Source organism: Nocardioides yefusunii (assembly GCF_004014875.1).
GTDB classification, from domain to species: Bacteria; Actinomycetota; Actinomycetes; order Propionibacteriales; family Nocardioidaceae; genus Nocardioides; species Nocardioides yefusunii.
The window spans coordinates 3,055,364-3,073,571 of record NZ_CP034929.1; the positions used below are offsets into that span (position 1 = coordinate 3,055,364).

An 18,208-nucleotide genomic window follows, 5' to 3' on the forward strand; every position below is an offset into this window, starting at 1 on the left:
GTGCACCTGACCCCTGCCGACACCGAAAAGTTGCTGCTGAGCGTGGCCGGGATGGTCGCCCGGGACCGGCTGGCCCGCGGCGTGAAGCTCAACCACCCTGAGTCGGTGGCGTTGCTGGCCTGCTGGGTGATCGAGCGAGCCCGCGACGGTGACGCCAGCGTCGCCGACCTCATGGAGGCCGGGCGCGAGGTCCTGACCAGCGACGACGTGATGCCGGGCGTCGCCGAGATGATCCACGACGTCCAGGTCGAGGCCACGTTCCCCGACGGTCGCAAGCTCGTCACCCTGCACCACCCCATCGGCTGAGGAGGAACGGATGAGTCTCTCGAACGACGGCCCCGGTGCCGTCCGCACCGCCCCCGGCACCGTCGTCCTCAACGGCGACCGGGCCGACGCCGAACGACTCCGCGTCGTCGTCGTGAACACCGGCGACCGGCCCGTCCAGGTGGGCAGCCACGTCCACTTCGCGCAGGTCAACGACGCTCTCGTCTTCGACCGCGACGCTGCACGCGGGTTCAGGCTCGACGTGCCCTCGGGCACCTCGCAGCGGTTCGAGCCGGGCGCCTCGCGTGAGGTCGCGCTGGTGACGTTGCGGGGGCGGCGCCGGGTGGCGGGGATCCAGGTGGAGACCGCACGGGCCGGCGGGCAGTACCTCGACTCGCGCCCCGCCCCGACGGAGGTGCGGCGTGGTTGAGATCTCGCGTACCGCGTACGCCGCGCTGTACGGCCCCACCGCCGGGGACCAGGTGCGTCTGGGCGACACCGACCTGTGGATCCAGGTCGAGGAGGACCGCACCGTTGGCGGCGAGGAGGCCGTCTTCGGTGGCGGGAAGTCGATCCGGGAGTCGATGGCGCAGTCCACCGCGACCCGCGCCGAGGGGGCGCTCGACACCGTCGTCACCAACGCCCTGGTCCTCGACCACTGGGGGATCGTGAAGGCCGACGTCGGGATCCGGGGCGGACGGATCGTCGCGTTGGGACGCGCCGGGAACCCCGACGTCGCCGACGGCGTGCACCCGTCGTTGGTGATCGGTCCCGGCACCGACGTGATCTCCGGGGAGGGCAAGATCCTCACCGCCGGAGCCGTCGACGTGCACGTCCACTTCCTTTCCCAGTCGCAGATCACCGAGGCGCTCGCGACCGGCACCACCACCGTCGGCGGAGGTGGCACCGGCCCGTCGGAGGGCTCCAAGGCGACCACCGTGACGCCCGGCCCGTGGCACCTGCACGCGGTGCACCGGGCCCTGGACGACCTGCCCGTCAACGTCCTGCTGATGGGCAAGGGCAACACCGTCTCCGCGGCCGGGCTGGCCGAACAGGCCCTCGCGGGGGCGGCCGCGTTCAAGGTCCACGAGGACTGGGGATCGACGCCCGCAGCGATCGACGCGGCCCTGCGAGCCGCCGACGAGCACGGCCTGCAGGTGACGCTGCACTCCGACAGCCTCAACGAGGCCGGGTTCCTCGAATCGACGCTGGCCGCGATCGACGGACGCGGCATCCACGCCTTCCACGCCGAGGGCGCTGGCGGCGGGCACGCACCCGACATCATCAGCGTCTGCTCGCACCCCAACGTCATCCCCGGCTCGACCAACCCGACGTTGCCGCACACCGTCAACACCGTCGCCGAGCACCTCGACATGCTGATGGTCTGCCACCACCTCAACCCGGCCGTGCCTGAGGACCTCGCGTTCGCCGAATCCCGGATCCGGGAGACCACGATCGCCGCCGAGGACCTCCTGCACGACCTCGGCGCCATGAGCATCACTTCCTCCGACGCCCAGGCGATGGGCCGGATCGGTGAGGTGATCTGCCGGACCTGGCAGGTCGCGCACGCCATGAAGCAGCGCTTCGGACGGCTCGGGGAGAACCTCCCGGCCGACAACGAACGGGCCCGACGCTACGTCGCGAAGTACACGATCAACCCGGCGATCGCGCACGGCATCGACCACGAGGTCGGCTCGGTGGAGCCCGGCAAGATGGCCGATCTGGTGCTCTGGGACCCGCGCTTCTTCGGGATTCGTCCCGAGGTGGTCGTCAAGGGCGGCGCGCTCGTGTGGGGCGCGCTCGGTGACCCCAACGCCTCCATCCCGACGCCTCAGCCGGTACTGCTGCGGCCCGCGCTGGTGCAGGGCGGCGCCGACCACTCGGTCTCCTTCGTCTCCCCCGCCGCGCTCGACGCCGGTCTGGCGCAGACCTTGGGTCTGCGTCGTCGTCTGGCGGGGGTGCGGCCCACCCGGCACCTGACGAAGGCCGACATGGTCAACAACCATGCGTTGACGGCGATCAGCGTCGACCCGGAGACGTTCGCGATCACCGTCGAGGGCGAACTCGTCGTCCCCTCCCCTGCGACCCGGCTGCCGTTGGCGCAGCTGTACTCGATGTTCTGAGACGGGGCGACGATGACCCTGCACCCCGAACTCCTCGCCGCGTTGCTGGCCGACGTGCGGCTGCCCGTCGCGGGCCACACCCAGTCCTCGGGGCTGGAACCGGCGCTCGTGGCGGGGACGGTGACGGCGGCGACGATCCCGTCGTTCCTGACGTTGCGGCTGCGCACCGTCGTCCGGACCGAGGCGGCCACCGCCGTGCTGGCGCGGGCCTCGGTGCTGGCCGGGGAGTCGTGGGGCGAGGAGTCCTTGGCCGCAGTGCAGGAGGTGTGGGCGGCCAGGACCCCCTCGGCCGCGATGCGACGCACCTCGAGGACGTTGGGGCGGGCGTTGCTCCGGTTGGCTCCACGGCTGGTGCCGCAGGTGCGGCTGCTGGAGTTCCCGCCCGAGCCGCCACGTCCGGTGGTGCTGGGTGTCCTCTGTGGCCTCGGCGGCGTCGACGCCGCGACCACTGCACGGCTGGTGGCCTACGACGACGTCCAGACCGTCGTGGCTGCCGCTCTCAAACTGCTGCCCCTCGACCCGGCCGAGGCGACCACCTGGGTGGTGAACGCCTTCGACGACATCGACGCCGCCGTGGCGGCGGTCGCCGACGTCACCTCACCGGAGCAGGTCCCGTCCCGCAACGCCCCCGTGCTCGAGGAGCACGCCGAACGTCACGCCCACACCACCCGGAGGTTGTTCAGTGCCTGAGTCCGTCTTCGCTGCATCCGTCCTCGCTGCATCCGTCCCGCCCGTACCCACCCCGCGTCGCACGCTCCGACTGGGCGTCTGCGGGCCCGTCGGCACCGGCAAGAGTTCGCTGATCATGCTGCTGTGCGCGCGGCTGTCGGCCGAGCTGGAGATCGGCGTCGTCACCAACGACATCTACACCGACGAGGACGCCCGGATGATCCGCGCCGCAGGCGTCCTGGACGCGTCACGGATCGTGGCGGTGGAGACCGGCGCGTGCCCGCACACCGCGATCCGGGACGACGTCACCGCCAACCTGATCGCGGTGGAGGACCTCGAAGCCGCCGGTGCCGCGGCCGGGACACCGTTGGACCTGGTGCTGGTGGAGTCCGGTGGGGACAACCTGACCGCCACCTTCTCCCCAGCACTGGTGGACACCCAGATCTTCCTGATCGACGTCGCGGGTGGCGGGGACGTCGCTCGCAAGGGCGGGCCCGGGATCGAGCGCGCCGACCTGCTGGTGGTCAACAAGACCGACCTGGCGCCGTACGTCGGCGTGGATGAGGTGCGGATGAAGTCCGACGCGATCGCCGCCCGCGACGGTGGTCCGGTGGTGGCGCTGTCACGGACCGACGAGAGCTCCGTCGACGAACTCCTGACGTGGGTGCGTGGGCAGGTCGCCTCCCACGTCGCGGGGGCGTTGGTGCCGAGTGATCCGGGACCGATGGCGCCGCACTCGCACTCACATGACGGGACAGGTCTGCATGTTCACTGAGTTCCCCGAGGCTCGCACCACCGCGGTCACGCGCCTGCGCCTGACCCGTACCCCCGGTGGCGCGGTACGGCTGCGCGGTGGCGGTGGCGTGTTCCGGGCGATGCTGCTGGCCCGCGACGCCCACGGCGCCCGGGTCCAGGTGGTGCCGTCACGGATGTTGCTGCTGGCCGGGGACGACGTCGCGTTGGAGATCAGCGTCGATGCCGGGCTGCGGCTGGACCTCACCGAGACCGGCGGGACGATCGCGCACGACATGCGCGGTGGTTCCGCGTCGTGGCGCACGTCGGTGGAGGTCGGTGCGGGCGCGACGTTCACCCACCACACGTGGCCGTGGGTCAGCTCCGCTGGTTCCGACGTCGTGCGGCACACGTCGGTGGCCCTGGACGTCGGCGCGAAGGCAGTGCTGCGCGAGACGTTGGTGCTGGGCCGTCACGGGGAGGCGCCGGGCCGCTTGGTCGCACACACCCACGTGACGCGCGACGGACGTCCGGTGCTGGCCGAAGAGCTCCACTCCACCGATCTGGCCTGCGCCGACCTCGCCCTGGCCGGAGCGGTCAGCCACCGTGTGCTCGACCAAGTGATGGCGTTGGGGCCGTTGCCGGTCCCGGCGCGCAGTGCTGCCGACGTCGTCGAGGGTGCGCCGACGCGTCTGGACCTCGCCAGCGGCGACACCCTGTGGCGCTCACTCGCGCAGGACGCCCACCACGCCGCCGGGGCTCTGGACCGGCTCTTCGCTCACCTCACCGGTGAGCGGGAGTGGTCAGTTGTCGACACGGAGAGGGCTCCCAGCGTCGACAACTGACCACGCGGCAGACCGCCTCAGTGCTCGACCTGCTCAGTCGAGCGGGTTGAGGCGTCGTTCCTCGCGGTCAAGCACCGCCTGCGCGGCGGCGTAGGTGCCCGAGGAGAACGCGCCGATGGAGCGTTCCTCCCAGAGCGCCTCCTGCATGGCGGCGAGGTAGCGGCGCTGGACGATCACGGCGCGACCCCACACACCGGGCTTGCGGTGCTTGATGTCGGCCTGGGCGCCCTGCAGCAGCGGCAGGAAGCGGCCGTTGAGCATCTCGACCATCTCGGGCTCCAGCGGGACGCCGTCGACCTTGGCGGACTCGAGCGGGCCCAACTGCTCGTAGGTGCGGTCGCCGAGCTGGCTCATCAGTGCCACCACTTCGGCGTTGCGGGCCTTGGACGGCTTCGCGCTCAGGCCGGTGCGGCGGATCAGCGCCGGGAGCGTGCCACCGAAACCGACCAGGGTGATCACCGCGACCACGAACGCGGCCAGCACCAGGAACGAACGGTGTTCGACGTCGGCGGGGATCGACTGTGCGGCGGCCAGCGTGACCACGCCACGCATGCCGGCCCAGGCGATCACGACGCCGCCCTTCTTCGTGATCGGTTCACGACGCTGGAACGCGACGTTGGCGCTGGTCTTCGCCAGCCGCTTCTGGATCCGACCCAGCCGAATCTCCTGGGTCTGGGTCTGCGGGTCCCAGCCCTCGATCCGGTCGCCGACGGCGTCAACCCACTGCTCGGTGCGTTCGCGTCGTTCCTCACTGCGGCGGCTGACCACCCACAACGGGACGCCCACGCCGACGAAGCGCAGCACCACCAGCATCCCCACGAGCAGCGCCACCAGCGTCCACAGGTCGCTCCAGCCCTCGGCGCCCGAGGCGTCGTCGATGAGCGCAGGAAGTTCGAGACCCATCAGCAGGAAGACCGCGGACTCCAGGACGAAGTTCACCGTCGCCCAGTTGGTCGATTCGGAGTGACGGTCGTGGGCGGAGAAGTTCTTCATGCCCAGGTGGCCGGTCACCAGACCGGCGACGACGACGGCGAGGACGCCCGACGATCCGATCTCCTCGGCCGGGAAGAACGCCAGGAACGGCACCGCGAACGAGATCGTCGTGTTGAGGACCGGGTCGTCGAGCTTGGTCCGCAACGCGGCCGTCGCCCACCCGACCAGCAGGCCCACGAGCACCGCGCCGACGACGGCCCAAAGGAACGAGACCGTCGTCGAGAACAGACTGAAGGAACCCACCGACACCGCTGCCAGCGAGGCACGCAGCAGCACCAGCGCGGAGGCGTCGTTCACCAGCGACTCGCCCTCCAGGACCGTCATCAGACGGGGCGGGAGGCCGAGACGTTTACCGATCGCGGTCGCCGCGACCGCGTCCGTCGGGCTCAGGACCGCGCCCAACGCGATGCCGAGCGCCAGCGGGATGTCGGGGAAGACGGCGTGGACGACGAAGCCCACCACCAGGGCCGAGACGATCACCAGCCCCACCGAGAGCCAGGTGATGAGCCCGGCGTTGCGGCGGAAGTCGAGGATCGGCATGCGTACCGCTGAGGCGTACAGCAGCGGTGGCAGGACGCCGGCGAGGATGAGTTCGGGCTCGACCTCGATCTCGGGGACGTTCGGCAGGTAGGCCGCGCCCACGCCGAGGGCCAGGAGCAGGAGCGGTGCCGCGACGCCCGTGCGTCGTGCGAGCACCGCCGCGGTGATGATGACGGCCAGGCCGCCACCGACGATCAGCAGGAGTTCGTGGTGCACACCACGACCCTATGCCTGTGCGTGTGACACCCGAGCGTCACGCACCAGTCAAAAGTGCTGCAAAGAGGCCGTTCTCACGACACTTTTGACTGGTGCGTGACTCCGCAGAGCCGATAAAGGAACAGGTAGGTCAGGAGAGTTCGAGGAAGCCCTCGTTCACCATCTCGCGCACTGCCGGCAGCGCCTGCGCGCGGGTCTCGGCGGCATCGACACCCATGATCTGGGCGACCGCGTCGAGGATCTGACGGACCGTCAGGTCACCGTCGGAGGCACCCACGAGCGCAGCCTCGACCGTGTTGACCTGACGCGCCCGACGCAGCCCGCGCTGCTGACGGATCACGATGGTCTCGGGGTCCTCCTCGCCCGGAGCACCCTGGGACTCCTGACGGACGTCGTTGCGGACGACGAGCTTCTCCTCGGCCAGCGCCTCCAGCGAGCCGACACCGGCGAGCGCGTCCTGCGCGGCCTCCCACTGCTCGAAGACCGGAGCGATCGGCTGCTCGACGTCGTAGGGCCACTCCACGAACTCGCGCACGCCCTGCGCACCGACGCCGGGGACGTCCTTGCGGACGTTGATCCAGCCGAAGCCAACACCCTCGATGCCCTGCTCCTCCATCCACGCCACCCAGGTGTCGTAGCGCTCGGGATAGTCGGGGCCACCGTGCTGACCGGCGTCCTTGAGCCACAACTCGACGTACATCGCCGGGTCGAGGATCTCGCGCTGGACGACGAAGGCGGACGTGCCCTCGGGCAGCATCGCGGCGAGGCGCTCGTCCCAGGGCTGGCCCTCGGCGATCGCCCAGTTGGCGAGGATCTGCAGCCAGCCGCCCTCGTTGAGGTGCTCGGGACCGGTGGTGACGATGTGCGCGACCGCGGAGTCACCCGGCAGACCGGAGTCGCGGTAGACGAGCCGCTCACCGGTGGCCGGGGAGATCACGAACGGCGGGTTGGTGGCGATCAGGTCGAACTTCTCACCGGCGACGGGCTCGAAGAACGAACCGTCACGCACGTCGATGGTCTCGATGCCGTTGAGGGCCGCGTTGAAGCGGGCCACCGCGAGAGCGCGGGCGTTGACGTCGGTCGCGACGACCTCGTCGGCGTGCGCGGCCAGGTGCAGGGACTGCACGCCGCAGCCGGTGCCGAGGTCGAGGGCGCGACCCACCGGGCCACGCATCGTCATCTGGGCCAGCGACGTCGAGGCCGGGGAGATGCCCAGGACGTAGTCGCCGTCGACCTTGTTGCCGGCGCCGTCCATGCCGGGGGTGAGGTCGGAGACGACCCACAGGTCGCGCTCGGAGAAACCGGTCTCGCTGGCGTCATCGAGATCCTCGACGGCGTAGGGACGGATGTCGGCGACAGCCTTGACGTCACCGTTGTCGAGGACGGTGAGGATGCCGGCGGTGACGAGCTCGTCGACGAGGTCCTCGAACGCCGCGTCGGCGTGGGCACGCGTCACCGGACGCTGCAGCAGGAACAGACGGGTGAGGGTCTCCAGCGGAGTCCCGCCACGGGTCACACGCTCGCCGGGTGTGGTCTCGTTGCGGCCCAACGCGGTGTGGGCCCGGTCGCCGAGGAGATCGGCAACGGCGTCGAAGGTGAATCCGACCGTGGTCAGGACCGACCGCAGGCGAGGAGCCAGGTCGAGGTCGGCGAGGAACGTCTCGGGGCGCGCATCAGTCGAGGACATGGGTCAATCCTCGCAGTTGTGCGCCTCCGCCACGAGCCGGCGCGGCCCGACGCCGGCCGCACGCGTCACTCGGTGGTCTCGGCCAACAGGTCCTTGGTCGCGGGGTCGAGGGCGTCGACGCACCCCATCATCGCGCTCTCGAGGGCTTCGTCCTGGAGCATCGTCTCGCTGGCCTGCTTCTGGCCGCTCTCCAGCGAGGTGCGGAAGAACTTCGCCATCGTCTCCTCGCTGATGCCGTCGGCCATGCAGCCGGCCAGTTCGTCCGGCAGGCCGATGGTGTCGACCACCCGGGCACGATCGGCGGCGAGGTCGGCGCCGCAAGCACCGAAGTCGTCGTAGACCGCCGACGCCTCGGCCGCGTCCAGACCGAGCTGGGGGAAGTCGAGGTCGACGCTCTGGGATCCGAAGTCGCTGGGCAGCCCGGTGCGACGCACCCGATCGATCCCGACGCGGTCGACGACCTTCTGGCCCCAGCACCGCGCCTGCGCCTCGGTGACGCCGCTGCCCTTGGTGCGCTGCCACTCCTTCGCGACCGCGTCGACGTAGTCGACCTCGGCGGTCGAGTCCTCACCGTCGGCCGAGCACCCGGCGAAGAGTCCCGCGGCAAGGACGACGGCCAGCGCCGTGGCGCTGCTCCGACGACGTGCGCTGTGCGGACGGGTGGTCTGACGACGGGTGGTGTGACGCTGGTCCATGCTCTCCCCCAGAACAGGCGGACGCCCTCACGTCCGCACCTGCGACACCCTAGGCGTGTGGCATGCGTGACGGCAGAGACGAATCCGAGCGTCCACCATCTCGGGTACGCAGCGGAGTCACTCGTCGTCGGGAGCCATGTTCTCGACGACGCATCCGGCGAACTCCGCCCACGCCTTCTGACCTGCGTCGAGACCGGCTTCGTCGCCCGACGTCACGTCCTCGAAGGCCGTCACGCCACGGTGGAACTGGGTCACCAGGATCTCGCGGTACTCCGCGGCGTCGACGGAGGTGTCGATGCAGTCCGCTGCCGCCGAACTGACGTCGCTGCGCGCTGCGTCGACAGCTGCTTCACGTAGGTCGATGCCGCAGGCGTCGAGAACAGCGACGGCGTCGCGTGCCGTCTGCTCCGAGACGTCCAGCGTCGAGAGGTCGTAGTGGGTGAAGAGACTGCCGACCTCGGCGGGCGTCCCGCCAGCGCGCAACGTCTCCAGCCCGACGACGGGCACCACCCGGTCGGCGAAGCAGCGGGCGTCCTCGTCACTCACGGGGGTGTCGCTCTGGGCCTGCATCGGCGCGACGATCGCGTCGGCGTAGGGACGTTCGTCGGCCGTGAGCTCCCGGGCCACGTCCGGGGAGGAACCGGAGGAGGTCTCGGTCCCTGAGGGGGAGCCGTCGGAGGAGCAGCCCGTCAGCACGGTCAGTGCCGCCGCGCACACCGCAAGCAGCGCGCCACGCGCCCCGCTGTGGGTCACGCGAAGGCGCTGGCCTGGTCGGGGTGGATCGCGAAGACCTTGGACAGGCCGGTGATCTTGAAGATCTTCAACAGGCGGTCCTGGTTGCACACCAGCACCAGCGAACCGTCGTGGGAGCGGACCTTCTTGAGGCCCCCGACGAGGACGCCGAGTCCCGTGGAGTCGAGGAAGTCGACCGCGGAGAGGTCGATGACGAGGTCGTAGGCGCCAGCGCCGACGAGCGTCGTGATGGTGTCGCGCAGGCGGGGAGCGGTGTAGACGTCGATCTCTCCTCCGACCGACACCACTGTGCGACTACCCACCTCGCTGGTCTGCAGGGTCAGGTCCACGTGCACTCCTCCGTCGTGGGGCCCTCCGAGCGGGGCCCTCATGCCGTTCCCGCGTCCCCCCAGGCAGCGGCTCGAACTGTGGAACCCTAACAAACCTCGAAGGGGCGCTTGACGATGCAAGTTGTCACAATGGAATGCGTGTCGACCGACCTCACCTCCGCTGCGCCCGCCGGACGCACCCGTGACGTCGTCGAACGACTCGCCGCAGCCCCCGGTCGGGAGGGACGGCTCCGCCACCTCGAAGTCCTTCCTGCACGTCAGGAGAGCACGGCGGACTGGCCGGCCTGGGCCCATCCGGTCCTCACCAGCGCCTTCGGACGACGTGGCGTGCAGCGGCCCTGGCTGCACCAGGTGATCGCTGCTGATGCCGCTCACCACGGACAGTCGGTGGTACTGGCCACCGGCACCGCGTCGGGCAAGTCGTTGGCCTACCAACTCCCGACGCTCTCCGCCGTGCTGGAGGCGCGCGGCACCCGCGGCGAACGCGGCGCGACGGTCCTCTACCTGGCCCCCACCAAGGCGCTGGCCCACGACCAGGCCGCCTCGCTGCTCGCGCTCGACAGCGACGTCCGCCTCACGACGCACGACGGCGACTCCTCGCGCGAACTGCGCGACTGGGCCCGCGACCACGGCGAGTACCTGCTCACCAACCCCGACATGCTGCACCGTTCGCTGCTGCCGGGCCACCAGCGCTGGGCGAAGTTCTTCGCGAAGCTGCGCTACGTCGTCATCGACGAGGGCCACCACTACCGAGGTGTCTTCGGGGCACACGTCGCCCAGGTGATGCGGCGTCTGCGCCGGGTCGCGGCGATGTACGGCGCCGAGCCGACCTTCTTCGTGTGCTCGGCGACGATGGCCGAACCCGAGGTCTCCGCCCGACGCCTCACCGGCGTCGACTGCGTCCCCGTCACCACCGATCATTCCCCTCGAGGCGCCGTCCACATCGGATTGTGGGAGCCGCCTTTGACGCCGCACACCGGAGAGAACGGTGCTCCCGTACGGCGTGCGGCGTCCACGGAGACCTCCGACCTGCTCGCCGACCTCGTCGCCGAGGGGGTCCCGACGTTGGCGTTCGTGCGTTCGCGCCGCGGCGTCGAACACGTCGCGGTGCGGGCCAAGGAACTCCTCGCCGAGGTCGACCCGACGCTGCCCGGACAGGTCGCGGCCTACCGCGGCGGCTACCTGCCCGAGGAACGACGCGCCCTGGAGGCAGCCCTGCGCGAGGGCCGGCTGACTGGGCTCGCGGCGACCAACGCGCTCGAGCTCGGCATCGACGTCAACGGTCTCGACGCGGTGCTGATCGCTGGTTTCCCCGGCACCCGGGCCGCGATGTGGCAGCAGATCGGGCGGGCCGGACGTCAGGGTCAGGACGCGTTGGCGGTGCTGGTGGCCCGCGACGACCCGATGGACACCTTCCTGGTGGCGCACCCCGAGGCGTTGCTCGGTGCGCCGGTGGAGGCCAACGTTTTCGACACCGACAACCATTACGTCCTGGCCCCGCACCTGTGCTGCGCCGCCCACGAGGCGCCGTTGACCGAGGCCGACCTGCAGGTCTTCGGACCCCAGGCCCGCACGGTGGTCGACGGACTGACCGACGCGGGGCTGCTGCGTCGTCGTCCGAAGGGGTGGTTCTGGACCGATCGGGCTCGCCCGGGCGACCACGTCGACATCCGTGGCGCCGGCGGCGCGCAGGTCTCGTTGGTGGAGGCCGAGTCGGGTCGCGTCGTCGGGACCGTCGACGGCGGTTCGTCGCACTCCACCGCGCATCCGGGCGCGATCTACCTGCACCGTGGCGAGACCTGGCAGGTGGAGGAGCTCGACCTGGAGCACGACGTCGCTGTGATGCGTCGGGTGCAGGTGGAGTTCTCCACCCAGGCCCGGGAGAGCACCGAGATCGAGATCGTGAACGAGCGTGCACACCGCTACTGGGGCGAGTGTCGTCTCTCGTTCGGTGAGGTCGACGTGACCCACCAGGTGGTCTCCTACCTGACCCGACGCCAGCCGTCCGGTGACGTGGTCGCCGAGACCCCGCTCGACCTCCCTGAACGCACCCTGCGCACCACTGCAGTGTGGTGGCAGGTCCCCGACGACCTGCTCGCCGACGCCGGGCTGGAGACCGTCGACCTTCCGGGTGCGGCGCACGCGGCCGAGCACTGTTCGATCGGCCTGTTGCCGCTCTTCGCGACCTGCGACCGCTGGGACATCGGCGGCGTCTCCACCGCCCGCCACCCCGACACCGGTGTGCTGACCGTCTTCGTGCACGACGGGCACCCGGGTGGCGCGGGGTTCGCGGAGCGGGGTTACGCGACCGCGGAGACGTGGTTGCGGGCGACGCGGAAGGCGATCGCGGCATGCGAGTGCGCCGAAGGCTGCCCCTCGTGCGTGCAGTCGCCCAAGTGCGGCAACCAGAACAATCCCTTGGACAAGCACGCCGCGATCCGGCTGCTCGACGTGTTGTTGGCCGGCGCTCCGCGCGTGTGAATGAGCGCTCCGCGCGTGTGACTGAGCCCGTCGTGCGTGTGAGTCGGCGAGGCCGGCGCGGGCTGCCGCTCTCACCTCGGTGCGGCTGAGCGCGGCCACCCACCCCGGGACCTCGACCACGACGTCGACCGTCACCTCGTCCGCCCCCGGAGCGCAGTTCGCGAGTCTGGCCCGGTTGGCCTCGGCGACCGGTGCTGCGGCGGCGCAGGCGTCGTCGCCGCTGACGAGGGCCTGCGCCGCAGCGAGCGCGGTCAGGTCGGCGGCGGCTTGGGCGAGCCGGTGGGTGTGGACCAGGACGGCCACCCCACCTGCTGCGAGAACCGACAGGCTGAGCACACCGACCATGGCGAGGGCGGCGAACGTGGCGGCACCGCGCTGGTCTTCTCCACGGACGACGCTCACCACGGGTTCGTCTCCTCCCGCGCTGCGACCGAGGTGGACGAGACCGTCACCGCCCCGGTGGAGAAGACCCCACCGGGCGGTGCGACGTCGGCGCTCACGGTGACGCGGACGTACCCGCCCTCGTCACCGCCCTCGGCCCCGATCTCGACGCGGGCGCCGTCGGGGGCGATCCGCTCGGCCAACGTCACCGCGGTCGCCTCGTCCTCCCCACGCGCCAGCACCCGGGCTGCCTCACGCGCTGCGTCGACGGTGCGGAGCTGGGACGCCCCGACCGCCACGCACCAGACCAGCCCGACGGTGACGGCTGCCAGCAACGGCATCACCATCGCGGCTTCGGCGGTGACCGCGCCGCGCTCCCCACGCGCATGCTTCCCCACGACCTGTCCCTCTCGACGGCGTCGTCAGCCGACGCCGAGCAGCGACAGGACGTGGTCGAACAGGGTGGTGAGCAGCTTGTCGCCGAACCCGCCCACGACCATGGCGTAGAGCACCCCCGCCAAGCCGGCCCCGGCCGCGGTTCCGACCGCGTACTCGGCGGTGGTGATGCCGCGCTGGTCGTCACCCTTGTCCCGACGACGACCCATGAAACGTTCCTTCATCTCTGCCCCTCTCGTGTCCCCGGCCCGGTGCCGGCGGTGTGACCACCGTCGTGGGCGGGAGCGGGATGCGGACGAGAGGCCGTCTCCGCCTGTGAGCAGCGGTTCGGCGAAGGGCGACGGGAGGGACCTGTGCACGCGGGGCGGCAGCATCCGCTCTGGGCGCACCTTGGGGCGGGCTCGGGCGCGACGAAACAGTTCTGGCCGCCCACGCAGGGTGGGCGACCAGAACTGTCATGAACTTCGTCGAGCGCGGCACCGCCTCATTCGCTCGGCACGGCTCAGTCGAAGATGGTCACCAACGTGACCTCCACGTCCTCGTGCACAGCACGATGGGCACTGGCCTTCCAGCGACCTTCACGTGACTTTGCCGTCCCGCGGTCCTTCTCCACCACCCACTCCGGCCCCAACATCGCCAAAGCGTCCTCTGGAGAGATCTCCGGGCTCGCCCGCACGGACACAGCCGTCAGGGGATCGCCATCGGCGCATTCGAGGTCACGGCCGACTTCTCCGGTACGCACTTCTGCCAGCGGTTCGGCGATCTCTGCCAGCTGTCCGTACTCGGACTCAGCGCGCTCTTGGCAACGCTCGTACTGCTCAGCTGCCCGCGCCTGCTCCGACGCGGGATCGCCATCTGCCGCGTTGCTGCATGCCATGGCTCCGAGGAGCAGTCCCGCCACCACAGATCCCCGCGCAAGGCGGCCGATCATCGCGGAGACTCAACGACACTCAACGCACCGATGGGCCGGTTCGGCGACCATCCGACCTGCGTTGCAACGTCCAGGATCTTCGCGTTGGCGTCCAGCGCCCCACGTCATGGGCGTCCGGGGCTGAATCAGGCGTGACCGGCTGCAGTGCCAAGTTCCCGTCAGATTCATGCGACGCAACGTACGGACACTCCTCGTTGGCATCAACCACCAAAGAGGGGATCACGTTTCAAGGAACGAATGCCCTCCATGCAGCAGGTCAGATTGCGGTATTGACGCTCACCGTGGGCGCCCCACCCAGCATCCACTTGAGTCGGACCCCACGAGTTGCCAGAGGACGTGCAGAAGTCGACCTCACCCCCTCAACAACCCCGATGCCATCCCTGCGATGAGCGGCACGATCCCGAGCAGCACGAACGCGGGCAGCAGGCAGACCCCGAGCGGGACGGCAGCCCTCACCCCGACGCTGCGGGCCCGGTCCTCGTGCGCGGCGCGCTGCTCCTCGGCCAGGTCGTCGGCGAGGACGTCGAGCGTCCTCACCACGGACGCACCGGTGCGGGCGCTGCGGGCCAACGCCCGTCCGACCTTGGCCAGGTGGTCGTCGAGTGCGTCCCACGTGCGTTCGGGGTCGGCGCCACGTTCCACCGCCTCCGCGGCGCCCCGCAGCGGCGCGGCACCGGGTGAGGGCAGGGCGTCGCAGGCGGCGAGGACGGCCTGCGGGACGGGCGCTCCGGAGCGGACTCCGAGCGCGACCAGTCCGACGAGGTGCGGGAGGTCGTCCTGCCTCGCGTCCTTCCGTCGACGTTCCTCGGCGCGCGTCCGACTCCTCATCGGCCGCGACGGCACGCGTGACAGCGACAGCGGCGCGGGGCGGGCCGGGAGCAGCAGCGCCACCGCGCACCCGAGCAGCACCGCCACCAGGCCACTCATGCCGCACCTGTCGCGACGGAGCGGGCGATCCGGTCGATCCACGCCGTCCCGCACTGCAGCAGGGTGACGCCGAGCAGCACCACCAGCGCGCCGGGCCGGGAGCCCACGAAGGCAACCACTCCGTCGACGCTGAGAGCGGCGACTCCGAGGGCGATCACCGGCAGCAGCACCAGGAGCCGGGCGGTGGATCGGGCCGAGGCCAGTTCGGAGGCCACCAGACGTGCGGTCCGGCGGTCCGCTCGCAGCCCGTCGCCGACCCGCACCAGTGCGTCGGCCAAGCCGCTGCCCTGCTGTTCGGCGATCTGCCAGGCCGCTGCGACCAGTCGGTGGGCGCGGACTCCGGTGTGACGCAACGCCTGAGCAGTGTCGGTGCCGACCTCCGCTGCCCGAGCAGCCGGAAGCAGCAGTGCGTCGACACGTGCGGCCGAGCGCAACGCATCCGCGGGCAGACGTCCGGCGCGGAGTTCGTCGACGAGCACGCCGCACGCCTCGAACGCCCGGGCGTCCTGCGCGTGCAGCTCGTCCGTGGCACGACGGGCGGCACGCCCACGCAGCGCCGAGATCCCGACGACGACGGCGAGCCCCGCCCCGAGCGGACCGGCCCATGCCGCGACCGCCACCGCAGCCAGGACGACGACGGACCCGCCGAGCCGGGCACGCGTTCCCGTGGCCGCGCCGCCGCTCCCCGGGGACTCCTTGCCGTGCGACGCGAACGCCGACGAGGAAGTCGCCGGGCCGATCAACGCCACGACCGCGAGCCCGGCCAACCCAGCGCTCAGCCATGCAGCCAGCCCACCTGCTCCGACGCTCACCGGCGTCCCGCCAGCAGCGCCGCCAACCGCTGAGCCCCCGGCCCCTCGACCACGCCCCCGTCGGCGCCGAACTCCAGCGCCGGCACGGCGACCGCATGCCCGTCGGGTCCGGTGGCTCGTCCGAGCACCGCGACCTGGGCGAGACGCCGTCGTCCGTCGCCGTCGCGCACGACGTGCAGGACCACGTCGACCGCGGCCAGGGTCTGGGCCGCGACGGCCTGCGGCCCCAACCCGGCTGGGGCGGCGAGCGCTTCGATCCGGGCCATCACCTGGGTGGCGGCATTGGCATGCAACGTCCCGCAGCCGCCCTCATGACCGGTGTTCATCGCCGCGAGCAGGTCGAGGACCTCCACGCCTCGAACCTCCCCGAGAACGAGTCGGTCAGGGCGCATCCGCAGTGCCTGACGCACCAGGGTGTGGAGGTCGACGGCACCGCTGCCCTCGACGTTCTCGCCGCGCGCCTCCAGCCCGACGACGTGCGGATGGTCGGGCCGCAGCTCGGAGGAGTCCTCGACCACGACGATCCGTTCGGCGTCCGGCACCTCCGAGAGCATCGTCGCCAGGAGCGTCGTCTTCCCGGTGCCGGTGCCTCCGGAGACGAGGAACCCGAGTCGGGCCGCCACCACCTCACGCACCACCCGGGCTGCGACCGGCGAGAGCATCCGGGTGCGGCTGAGGTCGTCGATGCTGAACGAACGGTGCCGCGGAACCCGCAGCGAGATCGCGGTGCCGGGGCGCGCGACGGGCGCGAGCACCGCATGGCAGCGGGTGCCGTCGGGCAGGCGGACGTCGCACCACCAGGCCGCGTCGTCGAGTCGGCGTCCGCCGAGCGCGGCAAGGCGTTGGGCGAGGCGGCGCACCTGTGCCTCGTCGTCGAGGACGACGTCGGTGGCTTCGGGGCCGCGTCCCCGGTCCACGCGGACGACGCCGGGACCGTTGACCAGGACGTCGGTGACGGCCGGGTCGTCAACGAGCGGTTGCAGCGGCCCCAGCCCGACGGTCTCCCGCAGCACCCGTGCATGCACGGCCGCGACGACGTCGGCGGAGACCGGATGTCCACGACGCCGCAACGCCTCGGCGACCCGTTGCGGGGTGACGGGTGCAGCGGCCACCTCCGCACGCAGCGCGTCGAAGTCGGCCGCATCGAAGTCAGCGGCACCGAGTCCGAGCGTGGTCATCGGGCCCGCAGGTCGGTGAGGATCGCATCGCACGCACCGGTCAGTGGGGTGCGTCGGCCCCCGATCGGTCCGGCCCCGAGGTCGACGGCCTCGTCGAGACGCCGGTCCTCACGCATCCGGTGGCTGACCTCGATCCCCACCGTGCGGGCGGCGACCGCGTCCGGCAAACCGTCGCCGCGCAGCACCAAGCGTGTCTTCGGTCCTGGAGGCGAGAGGTCGTCGAGCACGGACCGCGCTGCAGCGAGCCCGAGGGCGCGCGGCCTGGTGAGCACCCAGGTCCGGTCGGCGACCCCGAACGTCTCCACGGCGAGGTCCCCGGCCCGGACGTCGAGATCGACGACGACGAGGTCGAACGCACCCCGCGCCACCTCGATCACGGTCCGCAGGACCCGCGCCGTGCACGGCAGTGCCGTGGTTCCGGTGCGCGATCGGCCGAGTACGGAGACGCCACGGTGACGGGGGAGCCCCTCGCGCAACGCAACCGGGGCGAGCACTCCCCCGACCCGGGTCACCTCGGCCCAGGTGAGCGCCCCTGACGCAGGATCTCGGGCGCCGAGCAGGAGCTCGGGCCGGGGGCCGCTTGGATCGGGGTGGAGCAGGGCGACGGTGCCGCGGCCGGCAGCACGCAGGGCGAGGGCGGCGGCCAGCGTCGTCGTTCCCTCGCCGCCCCGGGCGCCCACCACCGCAACGACCCGCCCGGGTGGGCGCGGGTCTGCGACCGCGGCGAGCAACAACCCGAGCCGGTCGGCGTCCGACGGCGTGAGGACGGAGGCGATCCCGAGCCCGACGGCGGCCTGCACCGCTCCCGGACCGGACGTTCCCCTCCCCTGGACGACGTGGACGTGCGCCCGCGCCGGCGGCCGACGGGCAGCGAGCGGGACCAGGGCGTCGTCTCCGAGGAGGACCAGCGGCGCCCGGTTCCACAGCGTCGTCGCCTGTTCGGGGACGGCGTTCGCGACGGCGACGCCGTGCCCGGCGGCATGTCCTTGCACCCATCGCACGAGGTCGAGGTCTTCGCTGACCAGCAGCACGGCTCGGTCGAATCCCTGGTCGGCTCTCGGTTCGGCTACGGCTTCCATGCCGGTGAGGGTGGCGTGGTCGGGCGAGACCGCGAGCAGTGGGCCGACGCAGCGGTGGAAAGAGTGCCCGACGACGGGTCCGGGGCCTCTCTGTGGACGTGCCCCGGCCCCGTTCTGACGCCAGTTCGGCGCTGACCAAGACAAGACACGTGTCTCATCGATAGCGATGAACTCGCC

Annotated in this window: 19 protein-coding genes and 1 pseudogene; 7 read left to right on the forward strand and 13 right to left on the reverse strand. The window is 71.3% G+C overall.

Going from position 1 to position 18,208, the window contains the following annotated elements; translation table 11 throughout:
* From EOV43_RS14065 to EOV43_RS14090, 6 genes are read left to right on the forward strand one after another with little or no spacing between them, the layout of a single operon-like run.
* On the forward strand, positions 1-306 hold the full coding sequence (locus EOV43_RS14065; protein ID WP_128221850.1) for an urease subunit gamma: 306 nt from the start codon (positions 1-3) through the stop codon (positions 304-306).
* Positions 307-316: 10 nt separating this feature from the next.
* The gene (gene ureB, locus EOV43_RS14070; RefSeq protein WP_128221851.1) at positions 317-694 is read left to right on the forward strand and encodes an urease subunit beta; all 378 of its coding nucleotides are present in this window, start codon (positions 317-319) and stop codon (positions 692-694) included.
* Positions 687-2,387, forward strand: coding sequence for an urease subunit alpha (locus tag EOV43_RS14075; RefSeq protein ID WP_128221852.1), 1,701 nt, complete (start codon positions 687-689; stop codon positions 2,385-2,387). Before ureB ends, EOV43_RS14075 begins: the two co-directional genes overlap by 8 nt.
* A gap of 12 nt (positions 2,388-2,399) precedes the next feature.
* Entirely contained in the window at positions 2,400-3,077 is a 678-nt protein-coding gene (locus tag EOV43_RS14080; protein ID WP_128221853.1) for an urease accessory protein UreF, read from the forward strand.
* Positions 3,070-3,831, forward strand: a complete 762-nt coding sequence (gene ureG / locus EOV43_RS14085; RefSeq protein WP_128221854.1) for an urease accessory protein UreG — start codon at positions 3,070-3,072, stop codon at positions 3,829-3,831. Before EOV43_RS14080 ends, ureG begins: the two co-directional genes overlap by 8 nt.
* Entirely contained in the window at positions 3,821-4,633 is an 813-nt protein-coding gene (locus tag EOV43_RS14090; RefSeq protein WP_164878659.1) for an urease accessory protein UreD, read from the forward strand. The genes ureG and EOV43_RS14090 overlap by 11 nt, the downstream gene beginning before the upstream one ends.
* Positions 4,634-4,666: 33 nt before the next feature.
* Here EOV43_RS14090 and EOV43_RS14095 read toward each other — a convergent pair whose 3' ends face one another.
* The 5 genes from EOV43_RS14095 to EOV43_RS14115 all read right to left on the reverse strand — a co-directional run bounded on the left by EOV43_RS14095 (position 4,667) and on the right by EOV43_RS14115 (position 9,846).
* Entirely contained in the window at positions 4,667-6,382 is a 1,716-nt protein-coding gene (locus EOV43_RS14095) for a cation:proton antiporter (protein WP_128221856.1), read from the reverse strand.
* A gap of 130 nt (positions 6,383-6,512) precedes the next feature.
* Complete coding sequence (locus tag EOV43_RS14100; RefSeq protein WP_128221857.1) at positions 6,513-8,069, reverse strand: DUF7059 domain-containing protein; 1,557 nt, start codon at positions 8,067-8,069, stop codon at positions 6,513-6,515.
* Between the two features lie 65 nt (positions 8,070-8,134).
* Entirely contained in the window at positions 8,135-8,764 is a 630-nt protein-coding gene (locus EOV43_RS14105; protein ID WP_128221858.1) for a hypothetical protein, read from the reverse strand.
* A 117-nt stretch (positions 8,765-8,881) separates the two neighbouring features.
* Complete coding sequence (locus EOV43_RS14110) at positions 8,882-9,517, reverse strand: hypothetical protein (RefSeq protein WP_128221859.1); 636 nt, start codon at positions 9,515-9,517, stop codon at positions 8,882-8,884.
* Positions 9,514-9,846 (reverse strand): STAS domain-containing protein, encoded by a 333-nt coding sequence (locus EOV43_RS14115; protein ID WP_128222349.1) that lies wholly within the window; start codon positions 9,844-9,846, stop codon positions 9,514-9,516. The genes EOV43_RS14110 and EOV43_RS14115 overlap by 4 nt, the downstream gene beginning before the upstream one ends.
* A gap of 138 nt (positions 9,847-9,984) precedes the next feature.
* Between EOV43_RS14115 and EOV43_RS14120 the strand changes: the two genes are divergently transcribed.
* Positions 9,985-12,327 (forward strand): DEAD/DEAH box helicase, encoded by a 2,343-nt coding sequence (locus EOV43_RS14120; RefSeq protein WP_378528863.1) that lies wholly within the window; start codon positions 9,985-9,987, stop codon positions 12,325-12,327.
* 63 nt (positions 12,328-12,390) lie between these two features.
* On the opposite strand, the pseudogene EOV43_RS16005 reads toward EOV43_RS14120, so the two are convergent.
* The 8 genes and pseudogenes from EOV43_RS16005 to ssd all read right to left on the reverse strand — a co-directional run.
* Positions 12,391-12,732: pseudogene (locus tag EOV43_RS16005) on the reverse strand (Rv3654c family TadE-like protein); the annotation flags it as partial.
* Complete coding sequence (locus EOV43_RS14130) at positions 12,726-13,106, reverse strand: TadE family protein (RefSeq protein WP_164878658.1); 381 nt, start codon at positions 13,104-13,106, stop codon at positions 12,726-12,728. The gene EOV43_RS14130 and the pseudogene EOV43_RS16005, both read right to left, overlap by 7 nt.
* Before the next feature lie 24 nt (positions 13,107-13,130).
* Positions 13,131-13,328 carry a DUF4244 domain-containing protein gene (locus tag EOV43_RS14135; RefSeq protein WP_128221861.1) on the reverse strand — a complete coding sequence of 66 codons (198 nt, stop codon included), beginning with the start codon at positions 13,326-13,328 and terminating at the stop codon, positions 13,131-13,133.
* A gap of 278 nt (positions 13,329-13,606) precedes the next feature.
* Complete coding sequence (locus tag EOV43_RS14140) at positions 13,607-14,035, reverse strand: hypothetical protein (protein ID WP_128221862.1); 429 nt, start codon at positions 14,033-14,035, stop codon at positions 13,607-13,609.
* Between the two features lie 351 nt (positions 14,036-14,386).
* Positions 14,387-14,962, reverse strand: a complete 576-nt coding sequence (locus tag EOV43_RS14145) for a type II secretion system F family protein (protein WP_128221863.1) — start codon at positions 14,960-14,962, stop codon at positions 14,387-14,389.
* Positions 14,959-15,774, reverse strand: a complete 816-nt coding sequence (locus EOV43_RS14150; protein WP_128221864.1) for a type II secretion system F family protein — start codon at positions 15,772-15,774, stop codon at positions 14,959-14,961. Before EOV43_RS14150 ends, EOV43_RS14145 begins: the two co-directional genes overlap by 4 nt.
* On the reverse strand, positions 15,771-16,952 hold the full coding sequence (locus EOV43_RS14155; protein WP_128221865.1) for a TadA family conjugal transfer-associated ATPase: 1,182 nt from the start codon (positions 16,950-16,952) through the stop codon (positions 15,771-15,773). The genes EOV43_RS14150 and EOV43_RS14155 overlap by 4 nt, the downstream gene beginning before the upstream one ends.
* Positions 16,949-18,031: a septum site-determining protein Ssd gene (ssd, locus tag EOV43_RS14160; RefSeq protein ID WP_128221866.1), complete on the reverse strand. Its 1,083-nt coding sequence runs from the start codon at positions 18,029-18,031 to the stop codon at positions 16,949-16,951. The genes EOV43_RS14155 and ssd overlap by 4 nt, the downstream gene beginning before the upstream one ends.
* Between the last annotated feature and the right edge of the window lie 177 nt (positions 18,032-18,208).